Source organism: Micromonospora sp. NBC_01740 (assembly GCF_035920365.1).
In the GTDB taxonomy this organism is placed as follows: domain Bacteria; phylum Actinomycetota; class Actinomycetes; order Mycobacteriales; family Micromonosporaceae; genus Micromonospora; species Micromonospora reichwaldensis.
On the sequence record NZ_CP109150.1, the window covers coordinates 6,009,191 to 6,027,524 of the forward strand.

At 74.4% G+C, this 18,334-nt stretch carries 13 protein-coding genes; 3 read left to right on the top strand and 10 right to left on the bottom strand.

Going from position 1 to position 18,334, the window contains the following annotated elements:
- Positions 1-11: 11 nt before the first annotated feature.
- The 3 genes from OG989_RS26395 to OG989_RS26405 all read right to left on the bottom strand — a co-directional run bounded on the left by OG989_RS26395 (position 12) and on the right by OG989_RS26405 (position 3,951).
- Entirely contained in the window at positions 12-1,253 is a 1,242-nt protein-coding gene (locus tag OG989_RS26395; RefSeq protein ID WP_327028812.1) for a vWA domain-containing protein, read from the bottom strand.
- Positions 1,250-2,476 carry an AAA family ATPase gene (locus OG989_RS26400; protein ID WP_442791885.1) on the bottom strand — a complete coding sequence of 409 codons (1,227 nt, stop codon included), beginning with the start codon at positions 2,474-2,476 and terminating at the stop codon, positions 1,250-1,252. The genes OG989_RS26395 and OG989_RS26400 overlap by 4 nt, the downstream gene beginning before the upstream one ends.
- Before the next feature lie 65 nt (positions 2,477-2,541).
- On the bottom strand, positions 2,542-3,951 hold the full coding sequence (locus OG989_RS26405) for a hypothetical protein (RefSeq protein ID WP_327028814.1): 1,410 nt from the start codon (positions 3,949-3,951) through the stop codon (positions 2,542-2,544).
- 305 nt (positions 3,952-4,256) lie between these two features.
- Between OG989_RS26405 and OG989_RS26410 the strand changes: the two genes are divergently transcribed.
- Positions 4,257-5,651 (top strand): N-acetylmuramoyl-L-alanine amidase, encoded by a 1,395-nt coding sequence (locus OG989_RS26410; protein WP_225852099.1) that lies wholly within the window; start codon positions 4,257-4,259, stop codon positions 5,649-5,651.
- A gap of 48 nt (positions 5,652-5,699) precedes the next feature.
- Here the strand turns inward: OG989_RS26410 and OG989_RS26415 are convergent, their stop codons facing one another.
- The gene (locus OG989_RS26415; RefSeq protein ID WP_225852098.1) at positions 5,700-5,933 is read right to left on the bottom strand and encodes a hypothetical protein; all 234 of its coding nucleotides are present in this window, start codon (positions 5,931-5,933) and stop codon (positions 5,700-5,702) included.
- Complete coding sequence (locus tag OG989_RS26420) at positions 5,930-6,388, bottom strand: serine hydrolase domain-containing protein (RefSeq protein WP_327028815.1); 459 nt, start codon at positions 6,386-6,388, stop codon at positions 5,930-5,932. Before OG989_RS26420 ends, OG989_RS26415 begins: the two co-directional genes overlap by 4 nt.
- 114 nt (positions 6,389-6,502) lie before the next feature.
- Here OG989_RS26420 and OG989_RS26425 point away from each other — a divergent pair, with 114 nt between their 5' ends.
- Entirely contained in the window at positions 6,503-8,764 is a 2,262-nt protein-coding gene (locus OG989_RS26425; protein WP_327028816.1) for a catalase, read from the top strand.
- A gap of 113 nt (positions 8,765-8,877) precedes the next feature.
- On the opposite strand, the gene OG989_RS26430 is transcribed toward OG989_RS26425, so the two are convergent.
- The 4 genes from OG989_RS26430 to OG989_RS26445 all read right to left on the bottom strand — a co-directional run bounded on the left by OG989_RS26430 (position 8,878) and on the right by OG989_RS26445 (position 15,674).
- Positions 8,878-9,750, bottom strand: a complete 873-nt coding sequence (locus OG989_RS26430) for a peptidoglycan DD-metalloendopeptidase family protein (protein ID WP_151453847.1) — start codon at positions 9,748-9,750, stop codon at positions 8,878-8,880.
- A 133-nt stretch (positions 9,751-9,883) separates the two neighbouring features.
- Positions 9,884-10,306: a DUF6234 family protein gene (locus tag OG989_RS26435; protein ID WP_151453846.1), complete on the bottom strand. Its 423-nt coding sequence runs from the start codon at positions 10,304-10,306 to the stop codon at positions 9,884-9,886.
- Positions 10,307-10,546: 240 nt separating this feature from the next.
- On the bottom strand, positions 10,547-14,833 hold the full coding sequence (locus OG989_RS26440; protein ID WP_327028817.1) for a S8 family serine peptidase: 4,287 nt from the start codon (positions 14,831-14,833) through the stop codon (positions 10,547-10,549).
- 316 nt (positions 14,834-15,149) lie between these two features.
- The gene (locus tag OG989_RS26445; protein WP_151453844.1) at positions 15,150-15,674 is read right to left on the bottom strand and encodes an adenylate kinase; all 525 of its coding nucleotides are present in this window, start codon (positions 15,672-15,674) and stop codon (positions 15,150-15,152) included.
- Positions 15,675-16,096: 422 nt separating this feature from the next.
- Between OG989_RS26445 and OG989_RS26450 the strand changes: the two genes are divergently transcribed.
- Positions 16,097-17,089 (top strand): hypothetical protein, encoded by a 993-nt coding sequence (locus OG989_RS26450; RefSeq protein ID WP_327028818.1) that lies wholly within the window; start codon positions 16,097-16,099, stop codon positions 17,087-17,089.
- 90 nt (positions 17,090-17,179) lie between these two features.
- Here OG989_RS26450 and OG989_RS26455 read toward each other — a convergent pair whose 3' ends face one another.
- Entirely contained in the window at positions 17,180-18,322 is a 1,143-nt protein-coding gene (locus tag OG989_RS26455) for a M20/M25/M40 family metallo-hydrolase (protein ID WP_151453843.1), read from the bottom strand.
- Between the last annotated feature and the right edge of the window lie 12 nt (positions 18,323-18,334).

The following is an 18,334-nucleotide window of genomic DNA, read 5'->3' on the forward strand; positions in this document are numbered from 1 at the left end:
GGCGTGCGTGCCTACCCGATGACCACCACCCGCGCCCATTCGGGTGGCGCGTCCGGCACGTAGTCGGGATCGTCCTCGTTCCACGATCCGGAGTACGTGTGCCGGCGGGGAAACAGCCCGACCACCGTGCGGCAGGGCGGCTGCGCGGCCGGCCAGGGCGTCTGCCCGTCGGTCAGGACCACGACGACGTCCGGGCGGGGCCGGGTCCGCAACGCCCGGGCGAAGCCCGTACGCAGGTCCGTCCCGCCCCCGCCCACCAAGGGGATCTCCTCGGCGCGGCACAGCGGGTGCACGGTCCGGGCCGCCGCGTCGCAGGACAGCACGGTGACCAGGTCACGCCGGCCGCCCACGGCGCGGGAGATCGCCGCGACCTCGAGCAGCGCGCTGCCCAGTTCGGCGTCGCTGACGGACCCGGAGGTGTCGACGACCACGCAGACCCGAGGGGGCCTGCGCCGCAGGCTGGGCAGGACGACGCCGGGAACCCCGGCGGACCGCCGCGCCGGCCGGCCGTACGTGTAGTCCTCGCCCGCGCCCGCGCCGGAGGCCGCCGAGCGGATCGCCGCCCCCAGCAGGTCCCGCCACGGCTGGGGCGGGTGGAACGCCTCCTCCGCCCACCTCCGCCAGCCCTGCGGGACGTCCCCGGGACGCCCGGAGATGCCCTCCGCCACCCGGAACCGCACCGCGTCGCGTTCCTGCGCGCTGAGGCCCTGCGCGCCGTCCGGCCCCAGGTCCCACTCCCGCTCCGCCCCGTCGGCGCCGCTGCCGCAGTCCAGCCAGACCAGCCCCTGCGTACGCGGCCCGAGCCGGAACTGTCGCAGGTAGTCCTCCATCAGCTCCCCCTCGGGCAGCCCCAGCGTCGCCGGGTCCACGACGCCGTCGGGCCGGGTCAACCCGTCGCCGAACACGTCGTCGTTGATCTCGCAGTCGGCGGCGATGTTCATCCGTAGCCGCTCCCCCGGCCCGGTCAGTCCCCGTTCCCGCGCGACCCGGTCACTGCGCCCGTGGTGGTCGCGGAGCAGGTGCGAGACCTCGTGCACCCACACCCCGGCGAGCTCCTCGACCGGGGTCCGGTCCACGAACACCGGGGAGACGTAGCACCGCCATTGCCGGTCCACCGCCATCGTCGGCACCCGGCGGGACTCCACCAGGTGCAGGGCGAACAGCGCCGACGCCAGGTAGGGCCGGACCCGGACGGCGTGCAGCCGGGCGGCGAAGAGCTTCTCACGGTCCAGCGTCCCCGGACCCGGGCTCACCGGCCGCTCCCCGCGGCGGCGAGCCGGGCCTGGTCGGCTCGCCGGGACACCGACACCGCCCCGGCGAGCCGTTCGATCGCCGCCGGCACGTCCCAGTCCTCGCGGCGCAGGGCGGCGAGCGTGCTCGCGGGAACGACCACCAGGTCCGGCGGGCCGGTTTCCAGCGCCCGGACCAGCAGCGCCCACGCGGCGTCCCAGCGCCCCCTCTCCGGGCGCCCGCGGACGGCCTCCACCACGCCGTCCAGCACGGTCTGCCGCAGGTCGCCCCGCTCGGGCAGTACCGCAGCCGCCGGGTCGGCCAACAACGTCTCGGGGTCGGGGAGGTCCATCCGGTCCATGCTGGCGAGCAGTTCCAGCCCCGGGCCGTCGCCCACCGTGCCCCGCACCAGCATCGAGAGCACCTCCCGGGAGGTGCCCGCCGCGGTCGCGAAGGCGATCAGGCGCAGGGTCATCTCCCAGCTACGGGGCGAGGGCCACGGGCCGCCCCGGCGGGTCTCGTTGCCGGGCAGCCGGTGCACGAGCGCGGGGCGGGCCGACAGCAGCCCGCACACCGCGCGCCGGGCGAAGGTGACGGCCTCCGGCAACCTGTCGGGGCACAGCCGGGGCAGCGCGGTCCGGGGCCAGGTCCCGCCCAGGCCGCGCACCACGACCTCGTGGTCGTGGACCCACTGGAGATGGACGAAGCGGTTGGCCAGGGGTGGGCTCAGCTCCCAGCCGTCGGCCGCCGAGGAGCGGGGGTTCGCGGCGGCCACGATCCGGATCCCGGGCGGCAGCCGCAGCGCGCCCACCCGTCGCTCGAGCACGAGGCGGAGCAGGGCGGCCTGGACGGCCGGCGGGGCGGTGGACAGCTCGTCCAGGAACAGCAGCCCGCGGCCGGCGCGGACGAGGCGTACGGCCCAGTCCGGCGGCGCCATCGGGACGCCCTGCGTCGCCGGGTCGTCGCCGACGATCGGCAACCCCGAGAAGTCGGACGGCTCGTGGACGCTGGCGACGACGGTCGTCAGCGGCAGGTCCAGCGCCTCGGCGAGCTGTGTCAGGGCAGCGGTCTTGCCGATCCCCGGTTCACCCCACAACAGCACGGGCAGGTCGGCGGCCACGGCCAGGGTCAGTGCCTCCAGCTGCGTGTCGGATCGGGGTTCGGTGGTGGTGTCGCGCAACAGGGAGAGCAGCTCGGCGGCGACGGCGAGCTGCGGGTCGGGGGTCCGGTCGACGGCAAGGGGCATGGTGATCACCTGTGGTTTCTCGTGGCGGGTGGAAGAGCGAGGTGGTGCGGGGCCAAGGCCCTCGGTCAGCGGGCGATTCCGTGGCGCGGACGCGAGCGGCGGTCGCGGGTACGGCGACGCTCGGCGGCGGCGGGGCCGGGGCCGGTCCCGGCCAGTCCCGCCCGGAACAGCCCGTACGTGACCCGCCGCAGTGCGGCCGTCTCGAGTTCGTTGCGCAGCGCCCCGTCGCGCACCCGCGCGTCGGGTCCGAGCAGGGCCTCGACGACGGCGAGCGCGCCGGCGGTGTCGCCGTGGTCCAGGCGGGCCCGGACCTCGGGGAGGCACTCCGGGTGGCGGTGCGCCTCGTCGATCGCCTGGAGGCAGGGCAGCGGGGTGCCGGTCAACGCGGCCAGGAGTTCCTCCCGGCGCACCTCGGCCGGGTCGTGGTCCAGCGCGACGAGCGTCCCGTCGGCCAGGCCGATCCGGTGCCAGGCTCCCCGGCACCGCACCCGGCCCGGCTGTCCCGCCCGGTCCGTCGTCCGGGGCGCGGTCCCCGCCGGGTGGCCGGGTGCCAGGGCCGACGCGACCAGCGGATGCAGCCGGCCGGCGTCGATCGACCCGGTGCGGAGCAGTTCCAGGTCCGGCGACACCCAGGTCGCGGCGTCGGGCAACACCGGCGTGGACCCGCGCGTCCCGACGCGGCTTAGCGAGGGCGACGATACGGTCCGCACCTCGGGCGGGCCGGGACCGTCTCCGGCCGCCGCCACCTCCAGCAGCAGGTGGCGGCGCGCCCCGACCCGTACGACGACCGGGCCAGCGGCCCGCCCCTCGGCGCGCAGCAGGATGGCTGCCTCGGCGGACCACCGCTGCACCGCCCAGCCCCGCCGTCGCCCGGCCGTCGCCAGCGGTTCCGGTAGGACGGCGCAGGGGCCGTCCTCGGGCGGCCGGTCCGCCCCCGACCGGACGCGCAGCTCACCGGCCCGCCGCGCGTCCCACAGGTGGCGGTGCAGGTCGAGGCGGAACCGGCGGTCGGGGTGCGGGTGCGGATGGCGACACGGCCCGGAGCCGGAGCGGGACCCGTCCCACAGCGCCAGGCTGAACCGCTGACCGGCGTCGGCCCAGGCCGGTGGCGTCCGGATGACGAGGTGCACCGCGTCGGCGGGGCGTCCGCCCCGGTCGTAGCGGGCCAGCGCAATGGTCAGGCCGGGGCGCAGCAGCCCGTCGGGCGCGATCCTCGGTAGATGCCAGCGCAGCAGGTCGGGAGCCAGGTGGCGAAGGTCGGCGCGGAGCCGGTCGGCGAGTTCCCGACCGTGGGTACGGGCCACGGAGCGCAGGTCGACGTCGGCGTCGACGCGGGCGGCGGCGCACGCCCCGGCCCAGTCCCCGACGGCCCGACGGGCGGTGGCAACCTCGATCATGGACGGCGGCACGGCGAACTCGCGCACGTGCGGCCAGAAGGACGGACGAAGGTCCGGACTCGCGGCTCGGGAGTGCATCAGCACTCACCTTGCGAGAACCGGGCCTCCGATCTGGTGAGAGAGGAAGTCGTCATCGGCGGGGAGCATACCGGTGCGGGCACCGGACCCGCCAGGCCCTACCCCGCCCCGGTCGGGGCCGACTGCTTCCCGCCCGTCCACCCGGCGCCGCAGTTCCACCGGAGGCGCCCGGCCTACCCGGATTGAAGGTTTCCGCCACCCCGCCGCACCGCCACGGAAGGCATTTACATCGCCGTCCGTCGCGGTGTACGTTACCGCCACCCGCCGATCCTCATCGACATTGGCGAATATTGTGAGGGGTGCAGATGACTGCTCGACTCGCCGCGCGACGCAGGCGTGGGCTGCTCAGCGCCATGCTGGCCGCGACCCTGATCCTGACTGCCGAATCAGCCCTGGCCGCCGCGCCGGTGTCGGCCGCCCCGGAGGGGGCCCCACCGGCGGCTGCCCGGCTGGCCACCGCCTTCGACACCGCCGCCGGCCGGTACGACGTCCCCCGCGACCTGCTCGTCGCCCTCGGCTACGCCGAGACCCGCCTGGACGGGCACGGCGGCGCACCCAGCGCGGCGGGCGGCTACGGCATGATGCACCTGGCCAGCAACCCCAAGCTGCGCACCCTGGACGAGGCGGCCACGCTGACCGGGCTCAGCCGTGCCGCGCTGCGCGCCGACGCCGCCGCGAACATCGCCGGCGCGGCCGCCGTTCTGCGCTCCTACGCGGACCAGGCCGGCCTGACCGCGGCCGAGCGCGACGACGTCGACGAGTGGTACGCCGCGGTCGCCCGCTACGGCGGCGCGGCCAGCCCGGCGCTCGCCCGCCTCTACGCGGACGCCGTCTACGACCTGCTCGGCGCCGGCTTCGACACCGGCCACGCCGGGGTGGCGAAGGTCCCCGGCCGCCAGGTGGCCCCGGAGCGTGACCTGCCCGGTGACGCGTCGGACGGGGTCGGGATCCTCAGCACCGACTACGGGCCGGCCGCGTGGGCGCCGGCGAGCACCAGCAACTACACGGTGGCCAGCCGACCCACCAGCCACTCCGTCAGGTACATCGTCATCCACGTGACGCAGGGCAGCTACGCCGGCTCGATCAGCTGGTTCCAGAACCCGGCCGCCCAGGCCAGCGCGCACTACACGTTCCGCTCCTCAGACGGGGCGGTCACCCAGTCGGTGCGGGAGAAGGACATCGCCTGGCACGCCGGCAACTGGACCTACAACACCCAGTCCATCGGCATCGAGCACGAGGGGTACGTCGACAACGCGGCCTGGTTCACCGACGCGATGTACCGGGCTTCCGCGACGCTCACCCGCAGCCTCGCCAACAAGTACGGCATCCCCAAGACCCGGGCGCACATCATCGGCCACCACGAGGTCCCCGGGGCCACCCACACCGACCCGGGCCCGAACTGGAACTGGTCGTACTACATGCAGCTGGTGAACCAGCAGACCGGCGTCGGCTCCGGCACGGTGAACACCGAGGGGGTGAGCCTCAACGTGCGCTCCGGGCCCGGCACCGGCTACGCCGTCGTGGGTTCCGTCGCCGACGGCGCGAACGTCAGCATCTACTGCCAGGCCGTCGGCACCACGGTGACCGGCCCCTACGGCACGAGCAACGTCTGGGACCGGATCGGCACCAACCGGTACGTCTCCGACGCGTACGTCCTGACCGGCCACGACGGCTTCATTCCCGGCGTGCCACGCTGCTGACCACCACGGCCGGTGCCGTCCGCCCGCCGGGTGGACGGCACCGGCGCGTCAGCACCGCGCGACGACGAGCTCGTGGATCGCGGTGAGCAGTTCCTCGTCGCGCTCCGCGTGCGCGGTCACCGTGACGGCGGCCCGGCGCGCGGGGCTGACCACCACGTACTGGCCGTAGCGGCCGTCCAACCGGTACGTGTCGGCCCGGTCGAGCCACACGCCCAACCCGTATCCGTGGGTGTACGGCTCGCCGTACGTGACGGCGTTCGTGTCGACCCGCTCCCCCGTCATCCGACCCGGGCGATCACCCGGCCGAGGGCGTACGGACCCGAACCCGTGTACGCGAAGCGGGTCCCCGGCGCGGCGGCGAGCGGCGCGGCGACGATCTCGTGGAGCAGGTCGGCGGCGATGATCCGCTCGTCGGCGAACCAGCGGTGGCTGGTGCCGCTGGTCATCGTCAGCAACTGCCGGAGCGTGACGGCACCGAGCCCGTCGGCGGCGATCGGCCGCAGCTCGGGCAGGTGGTCCAGGAGGCGGTCGTCGAGGCTCAGCCGCCCCTCCGCCTCGGCCAGCCCCACGGCCACGGACGTGAACGTCTTGGCGACGGAGTACAGGTTCACCCGGTCGTCGGACCGGAAGCGGTGCTCCACGGGCGGGTGGCCCTCGCGGTGGACGTGGATGCCGTACGTGCCCAGGGCACGGTCGCGGTCCGCCCGCACGAAGTCGTCGATTAGTTCGGCGCTCACGGGCGGACGATACGCGAGCCGGCGGGCCGCCGGCGCGTCCCCGTTTCCGCCGCCCGCCTCGGGGTACGGGCCAGGACGCCTGCTCAACACCGTTTTCGTGGAGGAACTCGCCAGATGGATGCCAGCAAGCCCGCCAAGGCGGTCAAGGACGTGGTGGAGGCCGCAGCCGGGAAGGTGGCCGACGCGCTGACCTCGGACGTGCCCGGCGCGCCGGGCAGCGCCCCGCCAACCGTCGAGGAGCCGACGACGCCACACGATCCGCTGCCGCCCAAGAAGGAACAGGGCGCCCCGGAGACCCGTACGCCGACCGGCGCGGCGACCGGCGCGCCGACGACGGCGAACGGTCAGCAGGGCGCCTTCCTCACGACGTCGCAGGGGGCGCGGCTGCGCGACACGGACCACTCGCTGAAGGCCGGGCCGCGCGGTCCGGTCCTGCTGCAGGACCACCACCTGCGCGAGAAGATCACCCACTTCGACCACGAGCGCATTCCCGAGCGCGTCGTGCACGCGCGTGGGGCCGGCGCGCACGGCGTCTTCGAGGCCTACGGCAAGGCCGAGGGCGTGACGAAGGCCGGCTTCCTGGCGAAGGGCAGGACGACCAACGTCTTCGTACGGTTCTCCACCGTCCTCGGTTCGCGCGGCTCGGCCGACACGGTCCGCGACACCCGCGGCTTCGCGACGAAGTTCTACACCGACGAGGGCACCTTCGACCTGGTCGCCAACAACATGCCGGTCTTCTTCATCCAGGACGCCATCAAGTTCCCCGACATCATTCACGCCGGCAAGCCGCACCCCGACCGGGAGATCCCGCAGGCGCAGAGCGCGCACGACACCTTCTGGGACTTCGTCTCCCTGCACACCGAGGCGCAGCACCACACCATGTGGAACATGTCCGACCGGGGCATCCCGCGCTCGTACCGGATGATGGAGGGCTTCGGCGTCCACACGTTCCGGCTCGTCAACGCCGCCGGCGAGACGGCGCTGGCGAAGTTCCACTGGAAGCCCAAGCTGGGCGTGCACTCCCTGACCTGGGAGGAGGCGCAGTTGCTCGGCGGCGTGGACCCGGACTTCCACCGCCGGGACCTCTACGACGCCATCGAGGCCGGCGCCTTCCCGGAGTGGGAGCTGGGCCTCCAGGTGTTCCCCGACACCCCCGAGGAGACCTTCGCCGGGATCGACCTGCTCGACCCGACGAAGATCGTGCCGGAGGAGCTGGCACCGGTGCAGCCGGTCGGGAAGCTGACGCTCAACCGGACGCCGACGAACTTCTTCGCCGAGACCGAACAGGTCGCCTTCCATGTCGGCCACCTGCCGCCGGGCATCGACGTCACGAACGACCCGCTGTTGCAGGGCCGGCTGTTCTCGTACGTCGACACGCAGCTCACCCGGCTGGGCGGGCCGAACTTCTCGCAGGTCCCGATCAACCGCCCGCACGCCCCGGTCAACGACATGCTGCGCGACGGCTTCCACCAGCAGGCCGTCCACGCCGGGGTCGCACCGTACCGGCCGAACTCGCTCGACGGCGGCAACCCCTTCCCGGCCGGGGACACCGACGGCGCGTTCGTCGACGTGCCGGTGACGGTGACGGAGGCGCCCAAGGTACGCGCCAACCCGGCCTCGTTCGACGACCACTACAGCCAGGTCCGCCTGTTCTGGCTGAGCATGTCGCCGGTCGAGAAGGAGCACATCGTCCGCGCCTACACCTTCGAGCTGGGCAAGTGCTTCCACCAGGCGATCCGGGAACGCCAGCTCCAGTGCCTCGCCAACATCGACCCGGTGCTGTGCGCGGAGGTCGCCACCGGGCTGGGTCTGCCCGCGCCGGAGCCGACCGTGCCGCTCGTCGACCCCGCGCCCAGCCCCGCGCTGTCGCAGGTGGGCAGGCAGTGGCCGGCCGACGGCCGCACCATGGGCATCGTCGTCGACCCCACCGCCGGGCTCGACGATGTCGACGAGGTACGCCGGGCGGTCTTCGCGGCCGGCATGGTGCCGCTCCTCGTCGCCCCGCACGGCGGCCTGGTGGGCGGCCTGCCCGTGCAGCGGACCTTCGCCACCGGCCGCTCGGTCGAGTTCGACGTGCTCCTGCTGGCCGGGGCGCCGGCGCCCGCGCCGGACGCGTCGCCGGCGCGCGACGCCAAGGCCGGCGCGGCGGGCTCCGCCGCCGTGGATCCGCGGGTGCTGCTGCTGGTCGACGAGTGCTGGCGGCACGCCAAGGCGATCGGCGCGTGGGGCGCCGGCGTCGAAGTGCTGCGGCAGGCGGGGGTCGCCGGCACGCCCGGCGTCGTCACGGGCGGCTCCGGCGCCGAGGTCCTCACCGCCGTGCAGCAGCTGCTGGCCGCCCACCGGGTGTGGGAGAGGTTCCCCGCCTCGGTCACCTGACGCGCTCGTCCGCCGACGAGGGCCGTCCCCCGCAACACCGGGGGACGGCCCTCGTCGCGTCCGGCCCGCGCCGCGCCGCCGCCCGTGCGGCGGGTGCGGCGGGGCTGTCGCGGTCAGTCCCACCTGTCCTGGTTGAGGAAGCGGGCGAAGCCGCGCCACGAGTTGGGCCCCATGACCCCGTCGATCGGGCCGGTGTAGCCGTGGCCGGACGCGAGACGCTGCACGGCGCGCCAGGTGTTCGGGCCGGGCTGTCCGTCGATCGGTCCGGTGTAGCCGTAGGCCCGCATGGCCCGCTGGAGGGCGGCGTAGGTGCCCGGCCCGGGCGCGCCGTCGATGGGGCCGGTGTATCCCGCGGTGAGCCGCAGCCAGTTCTGCATGCGCTGGTAGAAGATGGTGCCGGGGATGCCGTCCTGCTCGGTGGAGGTCTTGGGCAGTCGCCCGGGTGCGGGGTTCTGCCCGATGTAGGCCAGCGGGTTGATGCGTACGCCGGCCGGATTGATCATGTGCCAGTGGACGTGCGGCCCGGTCGACGAGCCCGAGCCCGGCGCGCCGGCCGCGCCGCCGGAGAGGCCGACGACGGTGCCGCTGGACACGGCCGCGCCGTTGCCGAGCAGGAACTGCGACAGGTGCATGTACTGGCTGCGGTACCCGTCCGCGTGCTGGATGGTGACCGTGTGCCCCCCCGTGCCGTTGTACGGGATGTTCTGGATGGTGCCCGCGCCGCAGGCGGGCAGGCGGGTGCCGACCGGCATGCCGAAGTCGACGCCGCCGAGCGAACCCCGGTTCAGGTGCTCCTGCCAGGTGCCGGTGACGGGATACCCGGAGAAGGGGTTGTAGATGGCGGGCGCGGCGTACGCGCGGCCGGGAACGGCCAGCCCGGCCAGGGCGCCCGCGCCGAGGGCGGCGCCGAGCAGCACCGCGCGGCGGTCGATACCGGCGACCGCCGGGCCGTCGCCGCAGCATCCGGGTTGGTCGAGATGGTCCATCGCGTGCTCCCTGCTGGATCGGTACGCCGGTCGGGCCAGTGACAATACATAGCCACGAATAAATCTGTCGACCGTCCGCTCCGCCACGGCGCCGGGCCACGGGCGACGGTCCGCAATCGCACCACCGGGTCGCTCAGCCGCCCGGGCAGCGGCTGTCACCGCCGCTGTGCTCCTGGCAGGTCGTCGGCGCCGGGAGCGGCGCGGCCGGCGGCCGGAGGGTGCGCGCGGCATCCGCGACCGCCGGCGCCAGCGCCGCCGCGGCCACGACGGCGAGGAGCAGGTAGACCAGCCCGGTGCGGCGGTACCGGCAGCCGAACGCCACCAGCGCGATGACGGCCGGCCCGCCCGCTGCCGTCGCCGCCAGCAACAGCAGCGCCCGGGCCGAGCGGCGCCCGAATTCCGCCGAGCGCCCGCCACCGTTCGAGTGGTGGTCGGCCCAGCCCTCCATGCCGATCGTGAACAACCACCACAGCAGCGCCAGGCACGCCACCACCCAGACCACCGTCAGGAGCACGAGGGCGTACCGGGACCGGGCGGCGGGTGTCGACGAGGTCATGCCGTACAGCGTCGCGGAGCCGGGGCCGCGGGACGTGAGCCCGGGTACTCACCGCGCGGGATCTCCCGCACCCGGGCGTACGCGCGGGGGCCGGGTCGGCGCTGGCCGCGCGTCAGGCCGCGGCGCTTCCGGGGGGAGGGGCCGCCGCCGGCAAGGACGGCGGCCCGCCGGTGCGGTCGCCGTCGCGACCGCACCGGCGGGCCTGGCCACGTCACCGACGGGCCGGGTGGGACGGTCCGCTCACCACCCGCGGCACTGGCCGGACGTCGGGCCGCCGACCGTGTTGGCCACCCCGTTGTCCACCGGTGGCGGCTGGTTGCCGACGCACCGCAGCGGCCCGTCGATCCGGTTGCCCGACACCACGACCGGCGTGCCGCCGGTGCGGCTGTCGACCACGCTGACCGGACCGGTCACCCGCGTCCCGCTGATCAGCACCGAACCGGTGACGCCGGTGACCGACAGCGGGCCGTTGACCGTGCTGCCCGTCAACTCCACCACCGTGGACCCGGTGGCGGTCACCGGGCCGCTGACGCTGGCGCCGAGCGCGATCAGGCCCGCGCCCTTCGCGACGTTGACCGGCCCGAACACCGTGGCACCCGGCGCGAGGCAGGTCACCCCGCCGTTGACCGGCAGCGGACCCCGACGCTCACCGCTGACGACCTGGCCGCAGGTCTGGTCGGTGACCTCGAGCGTCACGGGCAGCGTCGAGAGCCGGTTCGACGGATCGTCGCTGGTGACGCAGAGCTGGGCCCGGTACGTACCGGCGGCCAGGCCGGTGCTGTCCATCGAGAGCGTCACCTCGGTGAACTTGCCGGCGCCGGTGCCGGCCGACGTCCGCGACGCCGTCAGCCACGGCACCTCGTCGGGCGTCACGCACGGCTGCAGGTCGGGCAGCCGGACGTGGGTGATGAACCGGGCCGCGCCCTTGTCGTTCTCGACCTCGACCAGGCGGCCGGAGCGGTCGATCTCGTGGACCCCCTTGGAGCTGGTGGTCAGGATGTTGCCGTTACCGAGCGGGTGGACACCCTGGTAACCGCTGCCGCCGGGCGGCGTGTAGACGCCGATCAGCTTGCCGTCGCGGTCCATCTCCCAGACCCCGGGGGCGGAGCCGCTGCCCCAGCTCGCCGCGAGCACGTTGCCGTTCGGCATCTCCGCGAGCTGGCCGGGCCAGCTCAGCCCCTCGAAGAAGCGGGCGTTGGCGGCGGAGCCGTCCTTCTTGAAACTGTGGATGGCGTCGCTGTCGCTGCCCGAGACGAGCATGTCGTCGCCGCGGAACAGGATGCCCCACGGTCCCTTCAGCCCATCGGTCCCCGGCGCGACGAACGTGCCCAGGTACTTGCCGTCGGCGTCGAACTCGACCACCGAGTTGGCGTTGCTCTGGGACGCGACCGTCACCAGCACGGTGCCGCGCGGCGAGAGCGCGATACCCCGGGTGTTGGTCATGATCTTCGGGTCGTCCACGCCGCCGGCGGGCGCGAAGATCCGCCGGAAGCTGCCGTCCAGGGCGTGTTCGGTGATCACCGAGTTCAGCTGGTCGGACATGAGGAAGCCGCTGCCGTCCGGCTTGGCGATGACCTGGAACGGTGTGTAGAGGTTGCTGGTCGGGTCGAACTTGAAGTGCGGGATGAACTGCGGGTCGATCTGCTTTCCGGTCTGCGGATCGAACGCCATCACCCCACGGGTGGCGCTTGCCGAGTTCGGGATCAGCAGGACACCGTTACGCAGGAGCCGGATCCGCTCGTCGTCCGGCCCGGCGTCCGGGTCGTCCAGCCGCCAGTCCAGCACGCCGTGCCCGGCGTTGCGTACCGCGAACTTCTGGCTGGTGACCAGCCCGGCCGGCTGCCGCGCGGAGATCGACTTGGGCGCCACCTCGATCTTCGGTACCGGCACCACCGTCAGTTCCAGCGCGATCGTCGTCGTCGGCTGGTCCTGGTCGTTGCTGGCCAGGCACAGGTTCGCCTTGAACACGCCGCCGTCGTCCAGGCCGGTCGAGTCGAGGGTGATCTGGATGTCCTGGCTCTTGAACGCACCCAGTGTGCCCTGCGCCGGGGTCACCTTGACCCAGGTCGGCCAGTCGCAGTCGTCGCTGTCGCCGGTCGCCCGCCAGGTGAGTTCGGCACCGCCGGCGTTGCCCACCTTGACCGTGTGGGTCTCGTTCTGCGCGACGTCCATGCTGGAGCTGAGCGCGGTCTTGTCCACGGTCAGGTCCGGGGCCGCGGGAAGGACGGCGACCGGGAAGTGCGCCTGGGCGATCGGCTGCCCGTCCGGCGCGTGCCGGGCGTCGGTGGTCAGGTCGATCGCACCGAAGAGCCAGTTCTTGCGGGGGGTCCCGGTGACGTCCAGGGTGATGGTCAGCTCCTGGCTGGCGCCGGGCGCCAGGGTGAACTGCGTCGGCGCGACCGTGATCCGCGCGCCGGCCGGGGCCTGCGGCGTCGCCTGGTAGGTCGCGGCCACCCTGGCCACGCTGGACACCGTCCGGGTGAAGGTGCAGACCTTGAGGCAGTGGTGCTCGACCACGGCCGGCAGGTTCAGCGTCTGCGGGTCGCCACCGGCGTCGGGGTTGGCCGCGACGAAGTTCGCGGCGGTCTCGTCGAGCACGATGCCGGTCCGGGCGGCCTGGGCCAGGTTGATCCGGCCGGAGCCCATGTCGAACGCGTCGGCCGACGTGCGGCCGTCCTCCTTGACGACGCCGTCGCGGTCCGCGGTGACCGCCAGCGCGGAGCGGATCCGCGTCGGCGACCAGTCGGGGTGCAGCGCCGCCAGCAGCGCGCCGGCACCGGCGACGTGCGGCGACGACATGGACGTGCCCTGCATGAAGGCGTACGGGGCCGGGTTGTCCTTCGTCGCCATGGTGGCGGCGAGGATGTTGCGGCCCGGGGCGGCCACGGTGGGCGCGAGCATGTCGAACTTGCTGGGTCCGCGCGAGCTGAAGTCGGCCACGACGTCGGTCCAGTCGCCGTCGCGCAGCACCTCGCTGCCGGGGTCGACGCGCACGGTGACGGGGCCGTCGGTGGCCGCCGCGTGGTCGCGCAGCCGCTGCCCGTCGGCGAGGGAGACCATCACGGCCGGGATGGTGGTCCCGGCGAGCGCGCCCATCGTGATCGGCGGACCGCTGTACTGGTTGTGCACGACCACTCCGGTCGCGCCGGCGGCGGTGGCGTTCTTGACCTTCACGGAGAAGTCGCAGCCGCCCCGGGGCAGCAGGGCGACCCTGCCGCTGAACGCCGCTGCCGGGAACGGAAGGCAGGCCTGCACGTTGTCCGCGTCGACGGCGCCGGAGTACCGGATCGCACCCTCGATGGGCGGGTTCGGCGAGCCTTCCCCGATCACGGCGGCGATGCCGGTGAGCGCGGCCGGGACGGGCGTCGGGCCCGTCACGTCGAGCCGGTGGGCGATGACCCGCTCGTGGCTGACCGCGGCGACGGACATGTTCCACGGCGCGGTCTTCGCGACGGTGCTGGCGCCCGGGCCGCTGTTGCCGGCGGAGGCGGCGACGAAGATGCCGGCCGAGTACGCCTCCAGGAACGCCTGGTCGACGAGGTCCTTCCAGGGGTCGTCGCGACCCGAGATCGAGTAGTTGAGGACGTCCACGCCGTCGGCGATCGCCTGGTCCACCGCCGCGATCGTCGCCGAGGAGAGGCAGCCGATGGCCATGCAGACCTTGTAGGAGATGACGTTGGCCCGCGGCGCGACCCCGGAGACGGTGAGCTTGTGCGTGCTGGTGCCGACGGTCATGGTCGCCTCGTGCCGGTTGCCGGCGGCGGTCGAGGCGGTGTGGCTGCCGTGGCCGTTGTCGTCCCGGGCGTCGGTGCCGACCATCGACCAGGCGCCGATCAGCTTGTCGTTGCAGATCGCCTTGTGCTGGGGGTGGCTCGGGGCGCAGACGCCGACGTACCTGCCCGCGCCGTACGGGTTGGTGTGCCGGTAGCCGTCACCGTCCACGGCCGCGAACGACGGGTGGTCGGGGTTGATGCCGGAGTCCAGGATCCCGACGATGGCGCCCTCGCCACGGGTCCCGACGTTCTCCGCCGTCCGGCCCTCCCACACCGCGGGCGACTGGATCAGCGCGTTGCTGGTGTCGGTCGTCAGTTCCAGGATCTCGTCGGGTACGACCGCCCTGACCCCCGGCAGGCCGGACAGCTGCGCCGCCTCGTCCGCGCTGAGCGCCACCGCCAGTCCGTTGACCACGTTCCGGTAGGTGTGGGCGACCCGCACGGAGCGCCCCAGGACGGCCTCCATCTCGTCCACCACGGTGTCCTGCCGCTGCGCCAGTTCCCTGGCGTAGGGGGTGCTGGCCGCGGACCGGGCGTCGGTCCTGCCGGCGCGCGCCCCGGTGCCCCGGGTGGCGGCCATCAACGACGGCTTGTCCAACTGCACCAGCCAGAGCCCGCTCTTGGGTTGCGGCAGGCCGGACGCCGGGCGGGGCGGCGCCTCGGGCGCCTGCCGGGTGGCCGGCAGCGGCGCGCTGGAGGGCGCCGCGGCAGCGGACACGGGGGCCGCGGCGAGCAGCATGGTGCTCGCCGCCACCGCCGCGACCAGACGGGCCGGTGTTCGCCGACGGGAGGGGAACGTTCTTCGGGAGGGATGCTGTGCCACAGGTGAGCTCCTAAGTCACTGAGCGGCGCGATCGGTGCTGTCTCGCTGCCTGGCCAGAGCCGGGGAGTGCTCGGTGCGGCTGGGTGCGATCGTGTGAAACCTAGGTGATCACCGTGACCGAGGCAATGGCGTCCGTCCATCCGTACGCCGCACCGGGCCAGCGGCGCCGACGCCAGGTCAGCCGGAGTCCCCCCGGTTCCGACGGTCGTGCCGGGCTTGCCGGACTTGCCGGAGCGGGTCCTCATCGTCAGGTGAGTTCGGACAGCCAGCGCTCCAGCTCCGCCGGGGAGCGGAACAGCAGCACCGGTGGCCCGGCCGGATCGGCCTGCCAGGCGCGCATCCGCCGCCGGGCCCGGCCGAACGCGGTGACGTGCCACACCAGGATCGACTCCCGGGACAGCACGCTACGCAGCGACTCGCGGTTGCCGTTGCAGATCTCCTCGCCGCTGACCAGCCGGTGGGCGGTACGCCGCAGCAGCCGCCAGAAGGAGAGCCAGCGCGGATAGTCCAGGCCGACGACCAGGTCGGCGCGCGCCAGCACCACGTCGCGCCACCCGTGGTACGCCCCGTCGAGGATCCAGCGGTCGCGGCGACAGACCGCCTCGATCCGGCTGCGCTGCTCCGCGACCGGCACCTCCACCCAGCCCGGCTGCCACAGCAGGTCGTCGACCGGGTGCCACGGTGACCCGAGCCGCTCGGCCAGCCGCTCCGCCAAGGTGGACTTGCCGGCGCCGTACACCCCGTAGACGAGGATGCGGGCCGGTGCGGTCATCGCGGCAGCGTACGCCGCCGGTGCCGGGCGGATCCCGCCCCCATCCGGGCGGGTGCGGGCGGACGGCGGCGCCATCGGCTCCGGTCGCGGCGGCGGGCCGGGTCGCCGGCACGGCGGGCCGTGACCGGGGCCGCGCCCCCGGGTCATACACTCATCCCCTGGTCACGCGCCCGGACGCCGCTCACGTGGAGCCGGCCACGCACCGGAGCCGGACGGACGACAGCCGGTCATGGCGCCCGGCGGGGCGCCCGGGCCGGCAGGGGTGGACCGCCGTTCGCGAACCGCGCCGGTCCGCCGCTGGACGGGGCGGACCGGCACTGAAGGGAATGCGGGTGAGGCGACGAGGCAACGGGCCCCGGAGGCTGCGGGGCGCGGCGGGGACGGTCGTCGTCCTCGCCGTCGCGACGGCTCCAGGTGTGGCCGTGGCCGACCCGACACCCGCTGCGGCCCCCGGGACGCCGGTGTGCGAGGTGCGTGGCGGCCGGCTGAGCGAGATCTCCGGCATGGCCGCGACGGACGGCGGCTTCGTCATGATCAACGACGGCGCGGACGACGAGGCCCGCCGCCGCATCTTCTTCCTGGACGACCGGTGCGCCGTCGTGCGGACCGTGTCCTATCCGTCCCGGCCGCGCGACACCGAGGACCTCGCCGTCGGTGCCGACGGCACAGTCTGGGTGGCCGACATCGGGGACAACGACCGGTCCCGGCAGACGATCGCGGTGTGGAAGCTCCCGCCGGGGGCCGACCGGCCGGTCCTGTACCGCATGGCCTATCCGGACGGCCCGCACGACGCGGAGGCCCTGCTCGTGACCGGCGACGACCGGCCGGTGGTCGTCTCCAAGTACTCGGCCAACCTGTACGCCCCGGGCGCCGCCCCGCGCCCGGGTGCGACGACACCGCTGGTGAAGGTGGGACAGGTCCGGCTGCCGGCCTCCACGACGAGCAACCCGTTCGGGGCGCTCGGTCGCACGGCGGTCACCGGCGCCGCCACCGCACCGGACGGGCGTCGGATCGTCCTGCGCACCTACGCGGACGCGTACGAGTTCGACGTGACCGACGGCGACGTGGTCACCGCGTTGACCGGCGGGACGCCACGGATCGTCGCGCTGCCGGACGAACCGCAGGGCGAGTCGGTCACCTACAGCCGCGACGGGCGCTCCCTGCTCACCGCGTCCGAGACCGCCGACCAGCCGCCGGGGACGATGCCCGTGGTCCGGCGCTACCCGCTGCCGGCGGCCGTCGGGTCCCCCGCGCCGCCCAGCACGCCCGGGCCGACGGCCCACGCCGCCGGCGACGGGACCGGCCGCGCCGGCGCCGTGCGGACCTACCTCCTGGCGGCCGGAGCGCTCGGGCTGGCGCTGATCGCCGTGGGCCTGGTCGCGCTGGTCCGCGCGCGGCGGGCCGGGTCGCACTGACCTGCGCGGCGGTACGCCGGGCCGCACTGACCGTCGCACGGCGGCACGGGCCGGGCCAGCCGTCACGGCTGCCGGGGGCGCGCGCCCGGGTCAGGCGCCGTCTCCACGGGACGCGGCCGAGGTGTGGAGGCCGGTGAACAGCGCTGCCAGCAGGTCGCTGCGCGCGTCGATGCCGGCCGCCGAGACCCACTCCTGCCGGGCGTGTGCGCCGCCCCCGGGCGGGGCGAGCCCGTCGACGGTGGGGCGGCCGAGCGCACCCGTCGTGTTGGTGTCGGCGGCACCGTCCGCCGGTCGACCGGCGAGGCGTTGACCGAGGCCGGCGGCGACGCCCACGATCCGGTCGAGCAGGTGCTGCCCCGCCTCGTTTGGCCGCCAGGTGGGCCGGTGCGAGAGCAGTCGGGCGTCGAGCCGGGCGCGGTCGCGTACCGGACGCAGCGACCGCAGGCCGGCGAGGACGGCGTCCTCGTCGTCCGGGTCGGTGAAGCGCAGTCCCAGCTCGACGTGGGCCGCGCCGGCCACCACGTTGGTCCGCCCCCCGCCGGCGATGGTGCCGGTGTTGAGCAGGACCGGCCGGCCCTGCACGAGTGCGCGGACCCGCACGAGTTGGTCGACGAGTTCGTCGATGGCGTTGACGCCGGCGTCCGGGTCGAGCGCGGCGTGCGCCTCGATCCCGGTGACCTCGATGCGGACCCGGGTGCTGCCGCGCCGGCCGGTCTTGAGGTCGCCACCGGGGTGCGGCGGTTCCAGGCCGAGCACCGCGCGGGCCCGGGCCGCCTCGGCCCGGACCAGCCCGGTGGCGGTGGGCGAGCCGATCTCCTCGTCGGCGACGACGAGGACCCGGATCTCGGGGTGCTGGGTGCCCTGCCGCTCGACGCGTGCCGCCGCCGCGAGCAGTGCGACGATCCCGGCCTTGGTGTCGTAGACGCCCGGGCCGCGGACGACGTCCCCCTCGACGGACCACGGCATGCCGGACAGCGTGCCGACCGGCCAGACGGTGTCGTAGTGGGTCAGCAGCAGCACCGGGTCGCCCGGGACCCCTCGCGCCGGGAGGGTCCAGACCAGATGGTCGCCGCTCGGGTGCGGCACCCGGGCGGTGTCGAAGCCGGCGCGGGCGGCGTCGGCGTCGAGCACGTCGGCCAGCGCGGCCAGCGCCCGCCGGTCACCGGTCGGCGACTCGTGCAGCGTGTAGCGGTGCAGCGCATCGAGCGCGGCGCTGGATCCTGAGGACGACATATGCGGACCATA